We start from the raw sequence: 21,671 nt of genomic DNA, 5'->3' as shown, positions 1-21,671 counted from the left end.
GCACCATGCCTATCTTCCGCGCTTCCACTCGCGGCCTGCTCGCATCCCTTTCCGCGCTGGCGCTTGCCGCCTGCGCGGCCGGGCCGGACTACGTTGCACCCGTCCCCCCCCAGACGTCGTCCGGCCCGTTCCTCTCCGCCGCCGAGCCGGCCTTTGCGCAGGACACTGCCGCAAAGGACTGGTGGCACCTTTACGACGATCCCGTGCTTGACGGGCTGGTCGGCGATGCGCTGGCAAAGAACACCGATATCCGGGTGGCGATTGCCAATATCGAGCGGGCACGGGCGGGCCTGCGCGGATCGCGTGCAGGGCGCCTGCCCAACGCCACGATCGGCACGGGCGCGACCTATGGCCGCCTGCCCGAATCCCAGCGTGCCCCCGGTGCGAACCGGGAAAGCTGGTCTATCGATGCCGGAATCGACGTCGCTTACGAGGTCGATCTGTTCGGCCGGGTGAGCCGCGATATCGAAGCATCTCGCGGCGATCTGGATGCGGCGCGAGCCGATGCGGATGCCGTGCGCGTGATCGTGGTGGCGGATACCACCCGTGCCTATGCCGATGCAGCATCGGGCGCGGCGCGGCTGGCTGTCGCCAACCGCATCGTCGGCCTGCTCGACAAGTCGCTGGACCTCACCCGCAAGCGGCAGGAGGCAGGCCTTGCCACCGGGCTGGATGTTGCCCAGATCGCCGCCCTGCGCGATCAGCGGGCAGCGGAAATTCCCGCCATCGAAGCGGAACGGCAGGCGGCCCTGTTCCGCCTCGCCACGCTTACCGGGCGCACTCCGGCAGATCTGCCGCACATCGCGGCGGAGCGGGCGGTAAGCCTGGAAATCGACGATCCGATCCCGGTGGGCGATGGCACGGCACTGCTGGCCCGCCGGCCCGACGTGCGGGCGGCGGAGCGCAGGTTGGCGGCGGCGACGGCCCGCATCGGCGTTGCCACGGCAGACCTCTATCCGCGCATCACTCTGGGAGCCTCTGGCGGTTCGACCGGGTCCGACATTGGCGATATCTTTGGCGGTGGCCCCCTGCGCTGGCTGCTTGGCCCGCTGCTCAACTGGACCTTCCCCAATCAGGAACCGGTCCGCGCCCGGATTGCCGGGGCGGAGGCGGATTCTCAGGCTCGGCTGGCGGAGTTCGACGGGACAGTGCTGGGCGCGCTGGAGGAGACGGAAACGGCCCTGTCCGGCTATGCCCGGTCGCTCGACCGGCGGCGCGCGCTGCAATCGGCGCGCGATCAGGCAAAGCGCGCAGCGGACATCACCGATGCGCAATTGCGCGAAGGGACGATCGATTCCCTGCGCCTGCTCGATGCGCAGCGGACCTATGCCGAAACCGAAGCGGCACTCGCCAATCAGGATGCCGAAGTCTCCCGCCGCCAGATCGACCTGTTCCGCGCGCTTGCGGGTGGGTGGAGTTCCTGATCGCGATGGAGCGGTGCCGGGCCTGACCGGTCCGGCGCCGCTCAGCGCGGTGCGAGGTCGAACTCCACCGCGTCGATCTCGCCCTCGAAGCTGAAGGGCAGGGCATATTCGTCCGACAGGGATGTGCCCACGTCCCGCCCGATTGTGCCGGGTTCGGCGATCCATGCAGGCACGGTCGCCGCGATGCGCCCGCTGGCGACTGCCTGGTCATCGACAAGGATCGTCGCTTCCCCGCCTTTGCCGTAGCCGCCGTCATAGGCGAACTTCAGCTCGATCCGGTGCTTGCCGGGGGCGAGGGCCGCCGCACTCGCGATGCGCGTGGCGTCTGCATCCTTGTGCGAATAGCGATAGAGGAACACTGGCTTGCCCTCGATCAGATAGAGGCCCCAACCGCAGAAGCGGCCGCCTTGCCCGGCGATCATGCCCTGCGCAGCGCCGCTCTCTACCGTGATGGAGGTCGCCATGGTCCAGGACTTGTTCTTCACATCGGGCCATGCCCCACCTTCATACCAGAAGGGGTTGCGTTCCAGCACATAATGGGTGCGCGGCTTGGGGCGGTACGTCTTTGGGTCCTGCAGCCGGTCGAAGCCGCGGCTGTCGATGGGCAGGGCGTCATATTTGGCGGCCTCCTCGTAGAAGGCCTCCTGCATTTCCTTCAGCTTGGCAGGCATCTTCGCGGCAAGGTCGTTCGCCTGCGAATAGTCGCTGCGCAGATCGTAAAGCTCCCATTGGAAATCGTCAGGCCGGGCCGATTTGCCCTGCGTCCAGGGCAGGCGCAGCGGGTGGGTGGAGGCCATCCAGCCATCCTTGTAGATGGCGCGGTTGCCCATCATTTCGAAATACTGGGTAGTGTGCAGTTCCGGTGCAGCAGCATCGGCGAATGTGGGGACGAGGCTGAAGCCTTGCAGCGGCATCTGCACGGCGCCGTTCACTTCGGCGGGTGCTGCGATCCCGATGGCATCGTAGAGGGTTGGCGCGATGTCGATCACGCTGGAAAACTGGCTGCGAACCTTGCCATCGGCCCTGATCCGGGCTGGCCATGACACGACCAGCCCGTTGCGCGTGCCGCCGAAATGGGACGCGACCTGCTTGGTCCACTGGAACGGGGCGTCCATTGCCCATGACCACGGGGCGGGGATCTGCGTTTGCGTGCGGGCAGTGCCGATGCCGTCATAATCGGCCAGCATGGCGGCGGTATCCTGATGGACGCCGTTCTGCGTCATCACTTCGTTGGTGGAACCGTTCAGACTGCCATCGCCGCTGCTGCCATTATCCCCTTCGATGAAGATGACGATGGTATTGTCCATCTCCCCGCTCTTGCGCAGTTCGGCGAAGAGGCGGCCGATCTGCTCGTCGCAATAGGCAAGGGCGGCGGCATAGCTTTCCATCATCCGCGCGGCGACCTTCTTCTGGTCGGCGGAGAGGGAATCCCATGCCGGGATTCCCGGGGGGCGCGGGGTCAGCTTCGTATCGGCGGGGATGATCCCGGCGGCTTTCTGCCGGGCAAAGGTTTCCTCGCGGACCTTGTCCCAGCCCTGATCGAACTGGCCGTGGAATTTCGCGATCCAGTCTTCCGGTGCGGCGATGGGCGAATGGGAAGTACCTGGCGCGTAATAGAGCAGGAACGGCTTGTCCGGCGAGACGCTGTGCTGCAGCTTCATCCAATGCACGGCGTGATCGGCCAGATCCTTGTCGAGGAAATAGTCCGCCTTGCCCAGCGAGGGATCGACCGGTTGGGTGTTGTGATAGAGGATCGGGGCCGTCGGATCGGTCTCACCGCCCATGAAGCCGTAGAATTCTTCGAAGCCCAGCCCGGTGGGCCAGCGGTCGAACGGGCCGGAGGGGGTGATCTCGCTTTGCGGGGTGTTGTGGTTCTTGCCGAACCATGCGGTGGAATAGCCGTTCTGCTTCAGCACTTCGCCTATGGTCGCTGCGCTTCTGGGCAGCACGCCGCTATAGCCGGGATAGCCCGTAGCGAGTTCGGACAATGTGCCGAAGCCCACCGAATGATGATTGCGGCCTGTCAGCAGCGCGGCGCGGGTGGGAGAACACAGGGCAGTGGTGTGGAACCGGTTATAGACCAGCCCGCTTTCGGCCAGCGCTTCCAGATTGGGCATCGGCACCGGGCCGCCGAAAGTTGCGGCCGAACCGAAGCCGGTATCGTCCGTCATGATCAGGATCACATTGGGCGCGCCTACAGGCGCCTTGACCGGCGGATTGGGTGCGGGAGCGGAAGATTCCTCCACTGTGCGGCCGAGCGTGCCCTCATAGGGATTGCCGGGGGCAGGCAGGATCGGGCCTGATGCAGGCTTAGATTGCGCAAGGGCGAGACCGGAGACCGAGGCAAGTGCGGTGCCTGCGACAAGGGCGATCAGGGTTCTCACGGGCGCGCTCCTGTGCATGAAATGACCATTCGGGTAGATCATGGCTTCCCGCAGGGGGCTTGATCGCGCACGAGAAATAAGTTGCATGGCGGGCAAGGCGGTGCCGCGCGGTTCGACATTGCCGCAGCGACGATATTGGAAGGATGAAATCTGGAATGGACGTGCAAGTGGAAGCGCAAATTCAGGCGGATGGGATGATCCTGCTTCCCGGCGGCACTTTCTGGATGGGCTCATCGGATCATTATCCCGAGGAAGGTCCTGCCAGACAGGTGCAGGTCGATGCTTTTGCAATCGATCCCTATCCGGTGACCAACCGGGATTTCGCCGCATTCATCGCCGCCACGGGTTATGTCACGCTAGCGGAAAAGGCGCCCGATGCGGCGCTATACCCCGAAGCCGATCCAGCACTGCTGCAGCCAGGTTCCTCGCTGTTCGTGCCGCCTTCCGTGCCTGTACCATTGAACAATGCCCTTGCCTGGTGGGAGTTCTCGCTGGGCACGGACTGGCGTCACCCTTGGGGGCCGGACAGTTCATGGGAAGCGATCGCCGATCATCCCGTGGTCCACATCGCCTATGAGGATGCGCAGGCCTACGCCGCATGGGCGGGCAAGCGCCTGCCGACCGAGGCGGAATGGGAATTTGCCGCGCGCGGCGGGATGGACCGCAAGCCCTATGCCTGGGGCGACGAGTTCGAGCCCGGCGGCATTCCGCAGGCCAATTACTGGCAGGGGGCCTTCCCGCATCACAATTCACTGGCCGACGGCTATGAACGGACCTCGCCGGTCGGGACATATGCGGCCAATCCCTTCGGCCTGTTCGACATGATCGGCAATGTCTGGGAATGGACGTCGGACTGGTACGAGACCCCTGCCGCCCCGGCGCCCGGGGAAGAGCAGAAAAGCTGCTGCATCCCGCGCAATCCGCGTGGGGGGACGGAAGAGGCGAGCCGCGACCCTTCCGATCCCGGCCGCAATTTCGGGCGCAAGGTGCTCAAGGGCGGATCGCATCTGTGTGCGGAGAGCTATTGCCGGCGTTATCGCCCGGCGGCGCGCTATCCGCAGACGGTGGATACCGCCACTTCCCATATCGGCCTACGCTGCGCCCGCGACGCGGCATAGACACCCCGCTCTCAACTGGCGGAACAAGTTCCGCCAATCGGCTGTTGGTTGAAACGGGGGAAGGGCGAGGGCCCTGTCTCCCGCTGCGTCGGTTTGCGGAAGTGCTGAACTTTTCGAAATTCTAGAACATCTGGCGTGAATTTATACGACTGTTTCGCGAAACTGCCCGGGCCTAGACCTGTCATCAGCCCGAACGGATAGGAGTTTACCTCTTCCGGATTGTCGGCAAGCCACGATCGAGATGGCACCAGAGAAGCGAAAGGAATGTCCCATGGCCTACGTAACTACGAAGGATGGCGTCGAAATCTTCTTCAAGGACTGGGGCCCGAAGGATGCCCAGCCCATCATGTTCCACCACGGCTGGCCGCTCTCGTCGGATGACTGGGATGCGCAGATGCTGTTCTTCCTCCAGCAGGGCTATCGCGTCATTGCCCATGATCGCCGGGGGCATGGCCGCTCTGCACAGGTGAGCGAAGGCCATGACATGGCCCATTACGCCGCCGATGCTGCTGCGGTGGCAGAGCACCTCGATCTGCGCAACGCCGTCCATATCGGCCATTCCACCGGTGGGGGCGAGGTTGCGGCCTATGTCGCACGTCATGGCATTCCGCAGGGGCGCGTGGCCAAGGCCGTGCTGGTATCCGCCGTGCCGCCCATCATGGTGAAGACCGATCTTTATCCCGGCGGCCTGCCGATCGAAGTGTTCGACGGCTTCCGCGCCGCGCTGGCGGCAAACAGAGCGCAGTTCTTCCGTGATGTCGCCGCAGGCCCCTTCTACGGCTTCAACCGCGATGGCGCTCAGGTACTGCCCGCCGTGATCGACAATTGGTGGCGGCAGGGCATGATGGGCAGCGCAAAGGCCCATTATGACGGGATCAAGGCCTTCTCGGAAACGGACCAGACCGACGATCTGAAGGCCATCACCGTCCCGACCCTGATCCTCCACGGCGATGACGATCAGGTAGTGCCTTACCGGAACGCGGCGCTGCTTCAGGCGGAACTGCGGCCCAATGCGACCCTGAAGATCTACGAAGGCTTTTCCCACGGGATGCTGACGGTGAATGCCGACACGCTCAATCCCGATCTGCTGGCTTTCGTGAAAGGCTGAGCACCTGTTTTCAAGCTGAGGATGCCGGGCAGGTGCAGACCTGCCCGGCATTCCTGCATGCGTAGCCTGGGCGGCGTAGGCAGATTCCAGCGCAAGCTTCCATGACCGCTTTTCAGAGTTTCAACCAAGAAGCTGACGTTCCGGTTTCGACAACGTTGCGGACGTTAGTTGTTAAGCTCTTCGACCGATCAAATCCGAGACAATCTGCCCCAGCGCGGTTGCAGACAAATCGTATTCGAGCAGTAAATCGGCGCCGGGCTCGAAGCCTTCTTTGCGACCTAAGTTGCGATATGAGGTGACGCTCAACGAGGTGTCATCTCGCAATACACTAACATGCCGGGTACCATTCATGAATGTACTCCATGAAGCGACTTCCGCGGCATGCAATAGGGGTTCGTCGAGCCGGGCTGTGGGAGGTGGCGTAGGAATATCAGATTGAGATCGCCTCAACGCCTCCGCGATCGTTTGCCCTAACGCCTCGTTGGTGGGGTCGCGTAAGCTAACCACTTGCTCATCGGCGATCCAAAATCCGGCTTTGGTCTTATGCTCTGCTTGCACGAAAAGCGTGCCCTTCCTCTCGTAGATTCCGGCGAGCTGTTTCATAAGCCTATCTTACTAAGTGGTAACGACGCTGGCCACAGCGATGTCCGCTTCCCCCAATTTTCCAGTCAATCAGGTTAGTAGCCAGGCGGTTCGTCAGCTGCCCTTGGTTCAGGCTGACTGCAAAGGGCGGCTATCCCTCGATCTGCACCAAAAGCGGACTTGCCGGACCCGACAACATTGCGGACATCCCCAATCTCCGCTCGTCCTGAGCTTGTCGAAGGACACGGGAAACCGTTAGCCCCATATCCCTTTGTTGGGCAAGCGCTGGCGCGTGTCGTTGGCCTTCGGCCAGCTTCGCTTCCGACAAGCTCAGGATGAGCGGTTGTGGCGAGTGGGATTAGGCTTTTAGTCGATTACCATCGTCATTCCCGCGAAGGCGGGAACCCAGCGGCAACCGTTGATCTGGGTTCCCGCCTTCGCGGGAATGACGAACTGGGGACTGGCAGTTCCCCACAACGTACCTGTCATTTATGGGTTTACGACCTAGGCCGCAGGCTGTCCGCGCTGCCTAGACGTCGCCCAAACCGGGCAACTGGCTGTCTTTCTGCCCCAGCGTAACGAACTGGTCGAGCAACCAGGATGCGGCGGGGCCGGGCGGCGCGTCCCGGCGCCAGATGCCGGAGAGGCGATAATTCCCGCCCGGATTGTCGGGCATGGCAAGGCGCACCAGCGTGCCGGCGATCAGATCGTCCTCGATCATGTGCAGCGGCATGTTGCCCCAGCCGATCCCTTCCCGCAGCAGGGCGTGCTTGGCGCCCAGATCCGCCAGCCGCCAGGTCTTGGGGCTGACCACGGAAAAGTCCCGCCCTTCGGTAAAACGCGAACGGTCGGTCAGCACGATCTGGGTGAAATCGCGCGCCGCGCCGGGCAATATCAGGTCCATGCGGCCTAGCGGATGATCGGGCGCGGCAACGGGAACCATGGTGACTGATCCGGCGGCGATGCTCTCGATCCCTTCCACGCCCAGCGACAGCGGGCCGGAAATGCCGATGATCGCCTTGCGGTCCAGCACCATGGCAGTGATCGCGCCCAGCGTTTCGGCATGGAGGCGCAACTGGACGGTCGGAAATCCCCCGGCGAAGTCCCGCAGCACTTTCGCCAGTCGGGCTGTGGGCAGCATCACGTCGACCGCAAGGTCCACTTCTGCTTCCAGCCCGTCCAGCAGGCCTTTGACCTTGGCGCGCAGGCCATCGATCCCGTCCGATATGGTTCGCACTTGTGCCAGCAAGGCCCGTCCGGCCGTGGTCAGCTGCGGCTTGCGTGTCCCTTCCCGGTCGAACAGCGGCAGGCCCAGTTGCGCCTCCAGATTGGCAATACCGTAGCTGATGACGGAGACGGCGCGGTTAAGCTTGCGCCCGGCGCCTGCGAAGCTGCCCGTATCCACGATGGCCAGGAAGATGCGCAACTGATCGAGCGTGGGGGTGCCGGGATTGTTCACTTTTCAACTTTCTCGAACATGTGGACGGAATTTATCCCTCTGATCGGGAAAGCGGGCAAGCCCTAAATGGGGTCCAACAGCGGCGCCGACGCGCCGCCGAAGGAGACAGACAATGATTGAACTTCGCCCCTTTGCCACCCTCGGTGCTGCCGATCACGGCTGGCTGGATGCCCATCACCACTTCTCCTTCGCGGGCTATCACGATCCGGCCCGCGTCCATTGGGGCAATCTGCGTGTGTGGAACGACGATACGATCGCGCCGCAGACCGGCTTTCCGCCGCATCCGCATCGCGACATGGAAATCATCACCTATGTCCGTGAAGGCGCGATCACCCATCAGGACAGCCTGGGTAACAAGGGCCGCACGGAAGCCGGCGATGTGCAGGTGATGAGCGCGGGCACGGGTATCCGCCATTCGGAATATAATCTGGAGGATGTGACGACCCGGATTTTCCAGATCTGGATCATCCCCACTCGTGAAGGCGAGCCGCCCAGCTGGGGCGCAAAGCCCTTCCCCAGGGGCGACCGCGCCGGGGCCTTCGTGACGCTGGCCTCCGGCTTCGATGGCGATGATGAAGCACTGCCGATCCGCACGAATGCCCGCGTGCTGGGCGCGACCTTGCGGGCCGGTGAGACGGCGGAATATCCGCTGGGCGCGGATCGCAAGGCCTATCTCGTCCCGGCGACGGGCGCAGTGCGGATCGAGGATGTCCGCGTGAACGCCCGTGACGGCGTTGCGATCAGCGAGCTGGAAGTGCTGCGGGTGACCGCGATCGAGGATAGCGAAATCGTCTTCGTCGATGCTGCCTGAGGTAGGCAGCGCACACTGAAGCGAAGCATCGCCCTTCCGCATGGCGGGAGGGCGATGTTCTTCGTGCCGGTCAGCCCCGCGTAAACCGCAAGGCCTGCGGGCTGCGGAAGTTGGAGGACGGAACCCAGCTCAGTTCCTCGTCCACCCGCGTGAAGTCCGGCACGACGGAGAGGAATTCCTCGAACACGGTCTGCGTCGCCACGCGGGCGAGCATGGAGCCGAGGCAGGCATGGACGCCGCCGCCGAAGCCCAGATGGCGCTTGGGCCTGCGGGTAATGTCGTACAGGTCGGGATCGGCGAACATGCGTTCGTCGCGATTGGCCGAGCCATAGCAGAGCATCACCGCATCGCCCGCCTTCATCTGCTGGCCGTGCAGTTCTACGTCCTGCTGCAGAGTGCGCTTGAACCGCTGGGCAGAGGTGTTGAAGCGCAGCGATTCCTCCATCGCATCGGGGATGAGGGAGGGGTCCGCCACCAAGGCCCGGCGCGCATCGGCAAATTCCGCCAGATTGAGCGCGAACATACCCAGGAAGCCTGACAGGCTCTCGATCCCGGCCATGATCAGCGTCGTGATGGTCAGTTGCACTTCCTTGTCGAGCAGCTTCTCGCCGTCGATCTCGGCGGTGATGAAGTTGGACAGCAGATCGTCGCCGGGGTTCTTCTTACGCTCCTGCACCAGATTTTCGGCATAGTCGGCCATCCAGTGGAAGGCGGCGAGGTGCTGCTCGGTCTTCTGGCGAGTGACCGGATCGGTCTGGACCATCAGCACCGCATTGTCGCGCACTTCCTCGGCATTCTCGCGGGGCAGGGCGAAGAGGTAGAACAGCAGGTCCACCGTCACCTTCGATCCGAAATCATTGACGAAATCGAAGCTGTCGCCTTCGCGGACGGAGGCCAGATGGGCGCGGCAGGCGGCGCGGGCCGGATGGATGATGTGGTCGAGCGCGCGCTTGGTCATGGCGCTCTGGATCAGGGCGCGCAGCCGGTCATGCCGTGGCGGATCGGTGCTGCCCAGAGTGGCACCGGCGCGACCGGGAAACTCGTCCACCAGATTGCCCTGCGCCGAACTGTAGACTTTCCAGTTGGTCAGCGCGGCAAGGATGTCGGAATAGCGCGAGAGGACCCACATGCCGGCCTCCTCGCTCCAGAAGCAGGGGTAGTCGTCGCGCAGGGTCTTGTAGGCCGGGAAGGGATTGGCGTCGATCAGGGGGGAATAAGGGTCGAATCTGAACATCCCAGGTTCCTCTCCATGGGGGTTGTGGTGCTCTTATGCTGTCGTTCTGCCCTGTTTGCGACGCAGGTTTTCGGCAAAGCCTTGCACTTTTCGATCAAATCGCCGACCATGGGCTGCGATGGGCAAGGGTGCTGATCTCGCCAGATATGGCCTTTATGGCGAGCATGAGGGCCCGCCCGCCCCTGAATTCCTGCATATCGAGCTGATCTCCGCCCGCGCCAGTCTCTACGAATGGGAGATCTCCGCCCATAGCCATTCCACGCTTCATCAGATCATCCTGCTGGATGAGGGAACGGGGATGCTCCACGCGGATGAGGAGGAAGTGCCGCTTGCCCCGCATTCGCTGATCGCGATCCCCAGCCAGTGCATCCATTCCCTGCATTTCGCACCGGGGAGCGAGGGCTGGGTACTGTCCTTCGCGGTGGAGATGCTGCACGATCCTCGGCTTGGACAATCCGCTCAGGCAAGTGCTCTTGCCCGCCCCGCCGCCACCATCGCCCGCCTTCTTGCGGACGGCAGCGATCTGACGCGGTTGCGCTGGATCATGGGGGCGATTGCGACCGATCTGGCGACAGCGATTTCGGGCGGGCTTTCCAATGTGCTGGTTGCCGAATTCGGCCTGTTGCTGGCGGCGAGCGATGCCCTTCTGGGGCGGCAGGGCGATGCACGCCCAGCGCTGACACGGCAGGAAGCCTTGGCGAGGGATTTTCGCCGCCTGGTGGACAAGGGCTTCGACCGCGATTGGCCGGTATCCCGTTATGCACGCGAACTCGGCTCGTCCGAACCCACGCTCACTCGCGCTTGCCGCACGGTCTTCGGCAAGGCGCCGGGCGAAGTGATCCAGGCTCGCCTGCTGCTGGAGGCGATGCGTTACCTCACCTATTCCAACGGCAGCATCAGCCAGATCGCCGGGCGCTTGGGTTTCAGCGATCCCGCCTATTTCGCGCGTTTCTTCAAGAGCAAGGCGGGCGTGACCGCCAGTGAGTTTCGCCGCCAGCGGCGCTGGGCCTCCAACGAGGGAAGGGGCTAGGCGGAGCCATAGGTCTTGAGCCGGTAATTGAACTGCGCCCGGCTCAGGCCGAGCGCGGCGGCGGCGCGGGTGCGGTTGCCGCCATGGGTCTCCAGCGCCCTTTGCAGGATGCGATGCTCGATCTCGTCGAGCGAGAGGCCGGTTTCCAGAGCCTCTGCCCCGATATCGCTGCGGTCCTGCGCGTTTGCGTCCGCGCTCAGCGGTGCGCGTTCGACCGCGCCCTTGCTGGTCAGCCGATAGCGGGTGTCGCCCAGTTCCTCGCCAGCCGTGAACAGGTCATGGACGCCCAGCGGCATGTCGGGCTGGGCCATGATGACGCCGCGCTCGATCACGTTTTCCAGCTCGCGCACATTGCCGGGCCAGTCATAGCTGAGCATGGCAGAGACAGCCTCCTCGCTGAAGCCGGAAACGTCCCTTCCGTGCCGGGCGCAAAATTGCTTGAGCAAATGGGCCATCAGCACCGGAATATCCGCGCGCCTTTCCCGCAGCGGGGGAATGGCAATGGGGAAGACGTTGAGGCGGAAGAACAGGTCGGCGCGGAACTCGCCCCGGGCCACTGCCTCGCGCAGGTTGATATTGGTCGCCGCAACCACCCTGGCGTCGACCGGGCGGGAATGGCTTCCCCCGATCGGCTCCACCTCGCCTTCCTGTAGCACGCGCAGCAGCTTGGCCTGCGACGCCATGGAAAGCGTGCCGATCTCGTCGAGGAAGATCGTGCCGCCATGGGCGCGTTCGAACTTGCCCTGGCGGCTGGAAGTGGCCCCGGTAAAGGCGCCCTTTTCCACACCGAATAGTTCCGCCTCGATCAGCGTTTCGGGCATGGCGGCGCAGTTCACCGCGATGAAGGGCGTGTTCTTGCGCGGGCTGAGCAGATGGAGGCTGCGCGCGAACATTTCCTTGCCCACGCCGCTCTCGCCCAGCAGCAGCACGGCCGCCTGCGTGCCGGCGACCTTGCGGGTCTTCTCGAAGGCCATATTGAACCCGGCGGAGGCGCCCACCAGCAGCTTGTCGGGCCGCCCGCTGCCATCCCTGCTGGCCACCACCAGCCCTTCGCCCTCGCTGGCCTGCAACTGGACCGGGGCTGCGCGCAGATAGCGCAGGTCGTTTTCCGCATCCGGCCATTCTTCGCGCGGACGGCCTACGATGCGGCAGCATTCATGGCCCATGGCGATGCATTCGACCTCGCGATAGACGATCGGCCGACCCAGAAATTCGCTCGCATAGCCGCTGGCATAGCCCAACTGGCTCCACCCCGCCGCGATCTGGCCGCGCCCGAACTGCTTGAGATGGGCGGCGCATTCGCTCGAATGGTGCCAGCGATATTCGGAATAAAAACGCCCTTCCTCGATATTCACGTCAAAGGCGATCTGTTCGGACAGCACGATCCCTTCCAGCGCATGCATTTGCGGGCCGACCGAGAACATTGCGTGCAGGCTGGTCTGCGGACGCACCTGGGCGGCGATTTCCGCATCCATCGTTCCGGCATTGTAGCCTTGCCGCGTGAAGGCGGCGCGTGCCCGTTCGAGCCCGACCGCATCGACCACTTCGCGGCGCAGCAGCCCGGCGGATTCCTCGTGCATCAGGACCATGCGCCGCCCGGCGAGCCAGATATGGCCGGTTTCGGGCGAGAAATGGAGCGTTGCGGCAAGGTCCGCCATGACGGGCATCGCCTGAGAGGGGGCGGGTGAAGGAAGCGGGCGTTCGGGCATGGATAGCCTTCTGTCGAATTTCGTTCGGTTGCGGTGGTTCCTTGCGCCTGTGCTGTATGAAATTCAACGATTTCCTCTCATGGCAGAGCGAGTGCCACTCGATGGAAAATATATAACATATTGAAATAAATATATTTAGTTCTTTGCGGCGCCAAGTGGCACGGCGCTTGCAATCCCTCATTCCAAACCGCCGGGAGTTTCGCGGCGGCAAGGCATGGGAGAAGATACAGTGCTGTCCCGACCAATTTCGCGCAGGCATTTCATTGCCTCCACTTCCGTCGTCGCGGCGGCTGGCGCCATTCCTGCCGTGCGGCACTGGCAGGCGGGAGGCGATGGGGCCGCCCATTTCGTTTCGGCTGAGCTTGCGCCCAGGACGGGCCTGCCCCCGCGCGCGATCCTGCTGGATGGGCCGCGGATCGAACGGCTCCAGGCCATGACCGAGGGCCTGCGCAAGGCTGCCGGTACTATCGTCCTGCGGCTCGACGCGACGGACGATCACCTGCTCGACATCGCCGCCCAGATGGCCCGCGTCACCTTGAAGCGCGATGCGGCCCTGCCGGGCGGCAAGGGCATCGCTGCCCGCATCATTCCCCAGGAGAGGAAATTCGCATGAACCGCAAAGTCACTCATCCCCTGCTTGCGGTTGCGCTCGTCGCGCTGGCTGCCTGCGGTTCGTCCTCCGAAACGGCCAGTGCCGGCGACAAGGGCAAGCTGACCTATCTCGGCAAGGAATCGATCCCCAAGGACAAGGCCGAAATGGTGTTTCAGCAGACCTGTATGGCCTGCCATGCCACTGGCGTGGGCCCGGTGATCCTCGGGCGCGATCTTCCGCCAGAAGCGATCAAGCTGTTCGTGCGCCACGGCAACCGGGCCATGCCCGCCTTTACCGAAGCGATGATCGACGACGAGACGCTCGACCGCGTGGCCGAGATGGTTTCGAAATCCAAGGCGCCCGCCACTCAGGCTGCGCCCGCACAGCCCGCCCCCACTCAGCCCGCGCAGTGATCCGGAGGAGTATAGGACAATGACCGACACAACCCAGTCCGCCCTGCCGCAGGGCATCTCTCCGGCCCAGTTCGAGGCCGCGCTCGGCCAGTTGCGTGCGCTGCTCGGCCCGGAAAACGTGCTGACCAGCGAGGAAGACCTCGCCCCCTATACCAAGGTGATGATGTCCGACGCGGACGAGAAGCATATGCCCGGCGCCGCCGTGCTCGCCACTTCGGTGGAGCAGGTGCAGGGCGTGCTCAAGATCTGCAACCAGTTCAAGACGCCGGTCTGGCCGATCTCGACCGGGCGGAACTTCGGCTACGGCTCGGCCGCTCCCGGCACACGCGGGCAGATCGTGCTGGACCTCAAGCACATGAACAAGATCATCGAGGTGGACCCGGTGCTGTGCACCGCGCTGCTGGAACCGGGCGTGACCTACCAGCAGCTGTGGAACTACCTGAAGGAAAACGATATCCCGCTGTGGCTCTCATGCCCCGCACCCTCTGCCATAGCGGGGCCGGTGGGCAACACTCTCGACCGGGGCGTGGGTTACACGCCTTATGGCGAGCACTTCATGATGCAATGCGGCATGGAAGTCGTTCTCGCCAATGGCGAGGTGTTGCGCACCGGCATGGGCGGGGTCGAGAAATCGAACACCTGGCAGGCCTTCAAATGGGGCTACGGACCCTATCTGGACGGGATCTTCACGCAGTCGAACTTCGGCGTGGTGACCAAGCTGGGCATCTGGCTGATGCCGCAGCCGCCAGCCTATAAGCCGTTCTGCATCCAGTATGAGGACGAGGGCGATATCGACACGATCGTGGAGATGCTGCGCCCGCTGAAGATCAACAATATCGTTCCCAATGCGGCGGTTATCGCCAATGTGATGTGGGAAGCGGCGGCGGTTATCCCGCGTTCCAAATATTACGACGGCACCGGCAGCACGCCGAAGGAAGTGCTGGAAGAGATCAAGCAGAAGGAAGGCATGGGCGCTTGGAACGTCTATGCCGCGCTCTATGGCACGGCCGAGCAGGTCGAGGTCAACTGGAACATCGTCAAGAAGGCGGTGGAGGCGAGTGGCAAGGGCAAGCTGATTACCGAGGAAGACACCGGCAATCGCGAACCCTTCCGCTATCGCGCCCAGCTGATGAAGGGTGACATGACCCTGCAGGAATTCGGCCTCTATCGCTGGCGCGGCGGCGGTGGTTCAATGTGGTTCGCCCCGGTCTCGCAGGCCAAGGGTTCCGAAACCAAGGCGCAAATGGAACTCGCGCAGGAAATCCTCAATGAATACGGGCTCGATTACGTGGCCGAATTCATCGTCGGCATGCGCGACATGCATCATATCGTCGATGTGCTGTTCGACCGGAGCGATCCGGCAGAAACCGCGCGCGCTCACGAATGTTTCGGCAAGCTGCTGAGCGAATTCGGCAAGCGCGGCTATGCGGTCTATCGCGTGAATACCGGCTTCATGGAGGAGACTGCCGACCTGTACGGCAAGGTGAAGCGCGACGTGGATCAGACGCTCAAGCGCGCGCTCGATCCCAACGGTATCATCGCGCCGGGCAAGTCGGGCATCTTCATCTGATCGAATGAGCGGGGGAGAAGTCGCTTTGCGGCGCCTCCCCCAGTCCGGCCTGTCTGCTCAGCTCCTGCGCTGCGTCGCGCACAGCACGGGTGAGGTCGTCTTGCGCAATCAGGGCGTGGCGGGAAGTGGGCAGGATCACGCTGATGCTGCCCAGCACCTCCTGCTCTCCGTTGAACACCGGCGCGGCAATGCCCACCAGGTCCAGATGATCGTCTTCATAGACCGCAAAGCCATTTTCGCGGACCAGGGAAAATTCGGTTTCCAATGACGTGCGGGACGGGCGGGGCCGGCCGGTCATGGGGCCGAAATTCTCCCGGCGCAGCACCAGTTCGATCTCCGAGGGTGGCAGGTAGGCAAGGATCGCGTGGCCTAGCGCGCCCCAGGGCAGCGCCAGATTATCGCCCTTCTCGATCGCAAACCTTAGCGGGTGAGGCGTGAGCACCACGTCGGCGATGATCGTGCGGTGAGTGGGCGGGCTATAGACCGAAAGCACGGCAGTCTCGTGAAATCTCTCGACCAGATCTTCGAGCAGCGGGCGGGCGAAGCGCACGATATCGAAGCGCGAGACGATGAGGGAGGCGATACGCCGCAACTCGCGGCCGTGGCGGTAGGTCAGGCCCGATCCGCGTTCGACGAAGCCGGCCTTCTCGAGCGTCTTGAGCAGCCGGTGGACCGAACTGAGCGGCAGTTCGGCGCGCTCGGCGAATTCGCCCAAGGTGAAGTCGTCCGGGCCCGATGCGATCAGCCGGATCATGTGCAGCAGCCGCTCTCCCGAACCGCTGGGCGCCGATGACATGTCGCGGACTCCTCAAGATTGGAATTCCAATATACGGAATTTATATCCTCAAAGTCGAAATCCCAGTCGAAAATGTTGCTTGCCCGGCCGACACGGGTCCTTTGCCATCCCTCCGCCGACGTATCGGCAGAATTCAGGTGCTCCGCTCCCGGCGCGTCCGGATAAGCACGGTGATGGTCACGCAAAGCCAGATTGCGGTTGCCACAGTAAAGACCATCAAGGCCTCCCGTGCCAGCCCGATCAGGATAAGCACCGCATAGGCTGCAGCGAAGAAATCACGCATCGCGATGACGGTGAGGATGTGCATGATCCGTGAAGACCGCTTGCGGAAATGGTTCTTTACCGCATCGAACGTGAAAGGCCCCCCGTTCGCCCTCGCACGAAAGCCAATGAAAGTGAGCCCCGAAGCCAGCATTGCAAGGCCGCCCAAGCCCGCAAAGGCGGCCACACGATCGCCTTGCAGCCACAGGCTTGCTGCCAGTCCGGCAATGAAGGCAAGATTGGTCGCCGCGTCGATCAGGCTGTCAAGCTTTGCGCCAAGGGCTGTACTGCGAAAGGTTACACGGGCGATTTCGCCATCGACGCCATCCCAGATCGAAGCAGCCTGAAACAGTAGTGTCCCTGTGATGAGCCCTGCCTGCGTGCCGGTGAGGAGGCAGGCCGCCATGGCGATGCCGAGCATGGCCGTGCCCACCGTGGCGTGCATGGGAATAAGGCCGGGAATTCGCAGCAACCTGCGGCTGATCGCCTGGGATATCGGGCGGTTGAGGTGGCGTGATACGATCCCGTCTGCCGCCTTGCCTGTGGCGGCAATCAACGAGCGCTCAAGGGAGGTAAAGTGTGCATGGTTCGAAAGGCTGCGCGAGAGAGCCAGAATCTCGTCCCCATGCCGGCCGATGCCAGCTGCACTCTGTCGTGCGGGGGCAAGCGCCCCGCAGATGATATCCGCTCGAACAAGCGCCTCTCCACACAGGAATAGTCCGGCATAGTCCGAGGGAGGGGGTTGCTGGGTGATGCTCCATTTCAGCGAGGGTGCCAGGCGAGCAGCCTCCGCCAGGCACCGCTCGCTCGGCTTCCATCCGCCCGGCACGATGATCTGGCAGTGGGAGGCCTCCCCCGCGGTGAACAAAGCCAGAGCCACTTCACGCAGGGCGCGCGCGGCCAGAGGCACTCCGGCAATCATCCGCTCCGCCGATAGGGGGGAAGCGAAGATGAGTGTGATGGGGGCGGCTGCCACTTATGGCCCGAACAAGTCGGGCAGAGAAGAAATGTCGAAGCCTGTTGCCGCGAGTTCGTGCATTGCCTGCGCCACGGTTTGGTCGAAGCTGGCTGCCAGTAGCAGGTGATAATGGGCCGCTTCAGGATTGCCGCTAATCCTATAGAGGCGGCCGATCTGCAGGTTTGCGTCCCGGTCATCGGGTCGCAAGGCAAGAGCGCGTTGGTAGGCCTCCTCGCTTTCGTCGAAGCGCTCGGCTTCTTTCAGGCAGTTTGCCATCTGGACGAGATAGGAAAAGGCTCGCGGTTCTATCGCCAGTCCTTCAGCATAGGCTGCCGCTGCGTCGTTCCACCAGGCCCGATCGCGCATTGCGTCGCCTTGTGCGAAATGTTGACTGGCTCGGGAGGAAACGTGCCTCGCTTCGGGACGGGGTGGGCGCCGCAGCTTGAGCCATTGCGGCGTCCGCCAATCGCCCTTTCGGGCAGGAGGCAGATCGGCAATGCTTTCCCGCATGTTGCGGATGGTCACACCCTTGAACAGGAAATTGCAGTTCCCGGCCCGGCTGATCCTAATGCGGAATTCGAGCACTGCTCCTTCGCAATCCACGGGAAAGAGCAGCCTTGGAGTCCCGTTTTTCAACTGAGCTGCCGTGACCTTGCGACTGGCCAGGACTCCCCGGTTTTCCGCCAGCACATCGAGTTCCAGTTCTGTCTCTGGATCGCGGCTCATTTCCGCCTCCAGCTCAAAGTCCACCGAGAAAAATCCGCGCACGAAGCGGGCGAACGGGCCATAAATTGCATGGACTTTGTCCGTTGGTTTTTTCAGCCCCGAAAAAGCGATCCCTTCATCCAATCTCTTCTGATTTGGGGAAACGAATTCCCGGTGAGAGAAGACGACATAATCCGCGGCAGGCTTGCGGTCCGGCAGACGGTGCAAGCCGCGATCTGCCTCAAGCAAAGCTTCGTAGGATTCGATATCGTAAAGGGTTACGAGATTGTCGCCGAAATCTCTGCGTGCATCCGAAGCTGCATCTGACTGGTCCATTACGCGGACGGCCTTGTCCAGCTTATCGGTAATGGAACGTGCCGCGTCCGGCTGCTCGATTTCGTGCAGCGGCCACGGCCCAGTTCGGTCTCCCAGTGCCGCGGTCAACTGGCTGGCGATGACCTGGCTGGTATAGGTTTCCAGAATATCGGCCTGTATCGCTTGCAGCTGTTCCACCACAGCCTTGTCTTCCAGGAGCTCGATAGCGGCGGCCGATCGCGCGAAATCGATATCGTCCAGTGTAAAGGGATGCTCGCGCATCAATTCCCGCAAGGCTGTCCGCCCCCAGCACAACACTGGGACGCCCAGCCGCATTGCCTCGAACACGGGCATTCCGAAGCCTTCGTGCTCGGAGAAGCAGACAAACACGTCTGCGGCGAGATAGGCGTCCTTCAAGTCGCTGGAGCTGACTTCGCCGGTCAGTAACACTTCGACATTCAGCTCATTCCCGAAATGTTCGATTTCCGACCTGTACCCCGAAGCCGGATCGTCTCGCCCGATGAATGTCACCGAGACATCTTTGCCTAATGCCTTTTGAAGGTAACCGGCTAAACCGACGACATGTCTGTGGCCCTTATGTGCGACCACCCGGCTGACGAAGAGCAACCTAAGCGGCCGGTCGCTTGCCGGTACATCGAGCGCGAGTGCACGTGCCGCCGGTTTCTGCCGCTTTCCACTCTTGAGAAAGCCGCTGCCGGGAAAGACGACCGCAGCCTGTTCGGCGCGCCCACCCAATGCCTTGAGCTGATCGAGAGTGAAATTGGAATTCACCCAGAAACGGACGTTGTCCCGGCGAGCGAATTCCACAATCGTACGAAAGCCCTTGATTGTGCGTTCGACCGAGCGCCTGTGGCTTGCGCCATAGAACCAGGGCGGCGTGTTGTTATGCCAGCGCACGATGAATTGCCGGTTCGACGACAGGATGAGATTATCGAGGTCAGCCCATCCATCGCAGAAATGGTAGATTACCGTCGCCGCGGGATTGGCTTCCAGATAGTCGCGGAAACTCTCGAAAGGATGTGCTTCGACGTCGGGATAACGCTGGGGATCGAAGCGTGAGGCAAATAGCGTAACCCGGTTTGCGCCGTATATTTCGCTGAGCAACTTGTACTCGAAGATGGCGTCGTAGCCGATTGAATCACTTTTCTCGAAGAGGCCTTCGACCAAGATCGCGATATGCCGGGTGTCCATGGTTCTTCTCGAGAATGTCAGCGCGAAAGAACATCATACGGTTTTCGGCACCGTATGATGTATCCGAACGCATATTCAGGACCGGCAAGTCGCCCCAGTTCCTGCAGCATTTCGTTGAACTCTTCGTTGTAGTCCTCTGCGTTTCTTATGGTGTCGGGAAAGACGCCATCGACATAGTGGTAGGGCAGCAGGGTCACGCCCACGGCAGCCTCCTGAACGAAACCGGCGGAGGCGAGCAGATCCTGCATTTCCTTATATGTAAATTCCCGAATATGGTCTCCAGAGCAGACAAAATCCTCACGACCGAAAAGGCGATTGACCCTCAGGTGCAAGCTATCCTTGTTTGGAGTGCTGAGGATAAAGCAGCCGCCGGGATTCAGCGTTTCAAAGGCTAGATTGAGCATGACCGTCGGGTCGATCAGATGCTCAATTACTTCCTTGCTCACTATGACATCGAATTTCCTGCCCAGCTGACCGATGTCTTCCACGCCGATCTGCATGAATTCCGTGTTGGTCTGCTCTTTGAAGAAATCACGAGCGATGCCGATTGCGGCGCTGGAGAGGTCGGTGGCAAGAATGTGCCTCGCCGCTTTGAGATGGTGGGCCGCAATTCCGCCTGATCCGCAGCCGATCTCGAGTACGTCCTTCCCGTCGGCCCGGTTGCCGATGAGTTCGACAAACTGGGTTTCAAGCGAACGGTGATGGGCGTGAATCCAATATGATGGGTTCGGATAAGCGTCGCCGGTTTCGTAGCGCCGATCCATGTCCTGCTGAATCTCGTCGCGGGTTAAATTTGCATAGCCCGCCTTGAAATTCTCAAATGCATCGTCGCCTGTATCAGTCATGTTCTTTCTGCCCCAATCAGTTCAGCGAATTACCGACGGCGATCACCGAGAAGGCGGCGTTCGATACGGTCGTAAGGAATTTCTGCAGGTCGACCGCCGGGGCGTTGGAGACGTAGAGCACATCGTCGTCCCGGATCGCGAAGTTCTGCGCGGTGAAGAAGCTGGAAGCGTCGGCCAGGTTCAGGCGGTAAATCACGGGAATTTTCCCATCCGCCGTTTGCCGCGCGGCAGCGGCTTGTTCCGGGGCAAGCGCGGCAGGATCTTCAAGACGGAAGACGAACACGCCGCGAATATCCGCCCGCTCATCGCGCAGGCCGCCGATGCGCCCGAGAGCCTGGGCCAGTGTCAGTCCCGCACCTTCGAAAGGCACTTCGGCGTTCTGGTTGACCGCGCCCAGAGCGATGAAGCTGTAGGGCTGGAACAGGACGGTCACCACGTCGTCGGGCGACAGGCGGACATTCTGTGCGGGATCTTTGATGATCGCGTCGAGAGCCATGCTTGCGGCAGCAGTTCCGCGCGATAGCTGCACCGTAGTCTTGCCGACTGGCTGTTTCGGTCCGCCCGCGGCCGCGAGCGCATCGAGCAGCCGCTCTCCTCTCGCGCTGAGGGGAACACGTCTGCTGACTGCGACCTCACCCAGGATCGTCACGTTACGGGCCTCGTTCTGTACCAGCCTGACGATTGCCTGCGGATCGTGCGCCTTGCCTGAGAGGCGGGAGACAATTTCGCGCTGCAGTTGGGCTGGTGTTCTACCTGCGGCCGGGACTGAGCCGATAAAGGGGATGGAGATAGTGCCGTCTCCGCCCACCACTTGCTGGGGGATCGATGCGCTTTGCGCCATCATCGGGTTGGCGGCGAGCCGGGCGTCGACCGAGGTGGCGCCGAACAGCACGGCCGGAGGTGCTTCCCACAGCGCGATGTCCACGATATCGCCCGTTCCGATCACCGTGTCTGTCGGCGCCCTATCTCCGAAAACTTCGGCAAAGCTGCGCGCGCGACTAAGGCTTGCCGTGCGGTTCACTGCCAGATCGTTTAGCTCGACGATCTGGATATCGCCCTCGGCATAGCTGCTCTCTTCACTCGAACGCACGGATGCAGTCGAGGGCCCCGATGCACCGAAGGATGTGCAGCCGGATAGAACCACC

The 21,671-nt window shown here is 62.5% G+C and carries 18 protein-coding genes; 8 read left to right on the top strand and 10 right to left on the bottom strand.

Annotation, left to right across the window (positions count from 1 at the left end; genetic code table 11):
• Nucleotides 1–5: 5 nt before the first annotated feature.
• Nucleotides 6–1,424: a TolC family protein gene (locus tag WFP36_RS11950; RefSeq protein WP_336980728.1), complete on the top strand. Its 1,419-nt coding sequence runs from the start codon at nt 6–8 to the stop codon at nt 1,422–1,424.
• Between the two features lie 41 nt (nt 1,425–1,465).
• On the opposite strand, the gene WFP36_RS11945 is transcribed toward WFP36_RS11950, so the two are convergent.
• Entirely contained in the window at nt 1,466–3,808 is a 2,343-nt protein-coding gene (locus WFP36_RS11945; RefSeq protein ID WP_336980727.1) for an arylsulfatase, read from the bottom strand.
• A 155-nt stretch (nt 3,809–3,963) separates the two neighbouring features.
• On the opposite strand from WFP36_RS11945, the gene WFP36_RS11940 reads away from it, so the two are divergent.
• Nucleotides 3,964–4,926 carry a formylglycine-generating enzyme family protein gene (locus WFP36_RS11940; RefSeq protein ID WP_336980726.1) on the top strand — a complete coding sequence of 321 codons (963 nt, stop codon included), beginning with the start codon at nt 3,964–3,966 and terminating at the stop codon, nt 4,924–4,926.
• Between the two features lie 271 nt (nt 4,927–5,197).
• A complete protein-coding gene (locus tag WFP36_RS11935) occupies nt 5,198–6,034 on the top strand; it encodes an alpha/beta fold hydrolase (RefSeq protein WP_336980725.1) in 837 nt (278 codons plus the stop codon).
• 171 nt (nt 6,035–6,205) lie between these two features.
• Here WFP36_RS11935 and WFP36_RS11930 read toward each other — a convergent pair whose 3' ends face one another.
• Both WFP36_RS11930 and WFP36_RS11925 read right to left on the bottom strand, forming a co-directional pair.
• Entirely contained in the window at nt 6,206–6,637 is a 432-nt protein-coding gene (locus tag WFP36_RS11930; RefSeq protein WP_336980724.1) for a hypothetical protein, read from the bottom strand.
• Nucleotides 6,638–7,145: 508 nt separating this feature from the next.
• On the bottom strand, nt 7,146–8,075 hold the full coding sequence (locus WFP36_RS11925; protein ID WP_336980723.1) for a LysR family transcriptional regulator: 930 nt from the start codon (nt 8,073–8,075) through the stop codon (nt 7,146–7,148).
• 112 nt (nt 8,076–8,187) lie between these two features.
• Between WFP36_RS11925 and WFP36_RS11920 the strand changes: the two genes are divergently transcribed.
• The gene (locus WFP36_RS11920; protein ID WP_336980722.1) at nt 8,188–8,886 is read left to right on the top strand and encodes a pirin family protein; all 699 of its coding nucleotides are present in this window, start codon (nt 8,188–8,190) and stop codon (nt 8,884–8,886) included.
• 70 nt (nt 8,887–8,956) lie between these two features.
• On the opposite strand, the gene WFP36_RS11915 is transcribed toward WFP36_RS11920, so the two are convergent.
• The gene (locus WFP36_RS11915) at nt 8,957–10,120 is read right to left on the bottom strand and encodes a cytochrome P450 (protein ID WP_336980721.1); all 1,164 of its coding nucleotides are present in this window, start codon (nt 10,118–10,120) and stop codon (nt 8,957–8,959) included.
• Nucleotides 10,121–10,238: 118 nt separating this feature from the next.
• Here WFP36_RS11915 and WFP36_RS11910 point away from each other — a divergent pair, with 118 nt between their 5' ends.
• A complete protein-coding gene (locus WFP36_RS11910; protein ID WP_336980720.1) occupies nt 10,239–11,150 on the top strand; it encodes a helix-turn-helix domain-containing protein in 912 nt (303 codons plus the stop codon).
• Here WFP36_RS11910 and WFP36_RS11905 read toward each other — a convergent pair.
• Nucleotides 11,147–12,808 (bottom strand): sigma 54-interacting transcriptional regulator, encoded by a 1,662-nt coding sequence (locus WFP36_RS11905; RefSeq protein ID WP_336980719.1) that lies wholly within the window; start codon nt 12,806–12,808, stop codon nt 11,147–11,149. The two genes, WFP36_RS11910 and WFP36_RS11905, sit on opposite strands and share 4 nt — an antisense overlap.
• A gap of 265 nt (nt 12,809–13,073) precedes the next feature.
• Between WFP36_RS11905 and WFP36_RS11900 the strand changes: the two genes are divergently transcribed.
• Genes WFP36_RS11900 through WFP36_RS11890 form a run of 3 tightly spaced genes read left to right on the top strand, consistent with a single transcriptional unit; the run spans nt 13,074 to nt 15,434 of the window.
• Nucleotides 13,074–13,472, top strand: a complete 399-nt coding sequence (locus WFP36_RS11900) for a hypothetical protein (protein WP_336980718.1) — start codon at nt 13,074–13,076, stop codon at nt 13,470–13,472.
• The gene (locus WFP36_RS11895) at nt 13,469–13,864 is read left to right on the top strand and encodes a c-type cytochrome (protein WP_336980717.1); all 396 of its coding nucleotides are present in this window, start codon (nt 13,469–13,471) and stop codon (nt 13,862–13,864) included. Before WFP36_RS11900 ends, WFP36_RS11895 begins: the two co-directional genes overlap by 4 nt.
• Before the next feature lie 19 nt (nt 13,865–13,883).
• Complete coding sequence (locus WFP36_RS11890) at nt 13,884–15,434, top strand: FAD-binding oxidoreductase (protein ID WP_336980716.1); 1,551 nt, start codon at nt 13,884–13,886, stop codon at nt 15,432–15,434.
• On the opposite strand, the gene WFP36_RS11885 is transcribed toward WFP36_RS11890, so the two are convergent.
• From WFP36_RS11885 to WFP36_RS11865, 5 genes are all read right to left on the bottom strand, one after another.
• A complete protein-coding gene (locus tag WFP36_RS11885; protein ID WP_336980715.1) occupies nt 15,427–16,230 on the bottom strand; it encodes an IclR family transcriptional regulator in 804 nt (267 codons plus the stop codon). The two genes, WFP36_RS11890 and WFP36_RS11885, sit on opposite strands and share 8 nt — an antisense overlap.
• 133 nt (nt 16,231–16,363) lie before the next feature.
• Nucleotides 16,364–17,371 (bottom strand): CDP-alcohol phosphatidyltransferase family protein, encoded by a 1,008-nt coding sequence (locus tag WFP36_RS11880; RefSeq protein WP_336980714.1) that lies wholly within the window; start codon nt 17,369–17,371, stop codon nt 16,364–16,366.
• A 96-nt stretch (nt 17,372–17,467) separates the two neighbouring features.
• Nucleotides 17,468–19,681 (bottom strand): glycosyltransferase, encoded by a 2,214-nt coding sequence (locus WFP36_RS11875; protein ID WP_336980713.1) that lies wholly within the window; start codon nt 19,679–19,681, stop codon nt 17,468–17,470.
• 17 nt (nt 19,682–19,698) lie between these two features.
• A complete protein-coding gene (locus WFP36_RS11870) occupies nt 19,699–20,526 on the bottom strand; it encodes a class I SAM-dependent methyltransferase (RefSeq protein WP_336980712.1) in 828 nt (275 codons plus the stop codon).
• Nucleotides 20,527–20,542: 16 nt separating this feature from the next.
• A complete protein-coding gene (locus tag WFP36_RS11865; protein WP_336980711.1) occupies nt 20,543–21,616 on the bottom strand; it encodes a polysaccharide biosynthesis/export family protein in 1,074 nt (357 codons plus the stop codon).
• Between the last annotated feature and the right edge of the window lie 55 nt (nt 21,617–21,671).

It is taken from the genome of Fulverythrobacter fulvus (assembly GCF_037154085.1).
Taxonomy (GTDB): Bacteria; Pseudomonadota; Alphaproteobacteria; order Sphingomonadales; family Sphingomonadaceae; genus Andeanibacterium; species Andeanibacterium fulvum.
Note: the sequence above shows the minus strand (reverse complement) of the source record. Positions and strands in the feature narration are given on the sequence as shown.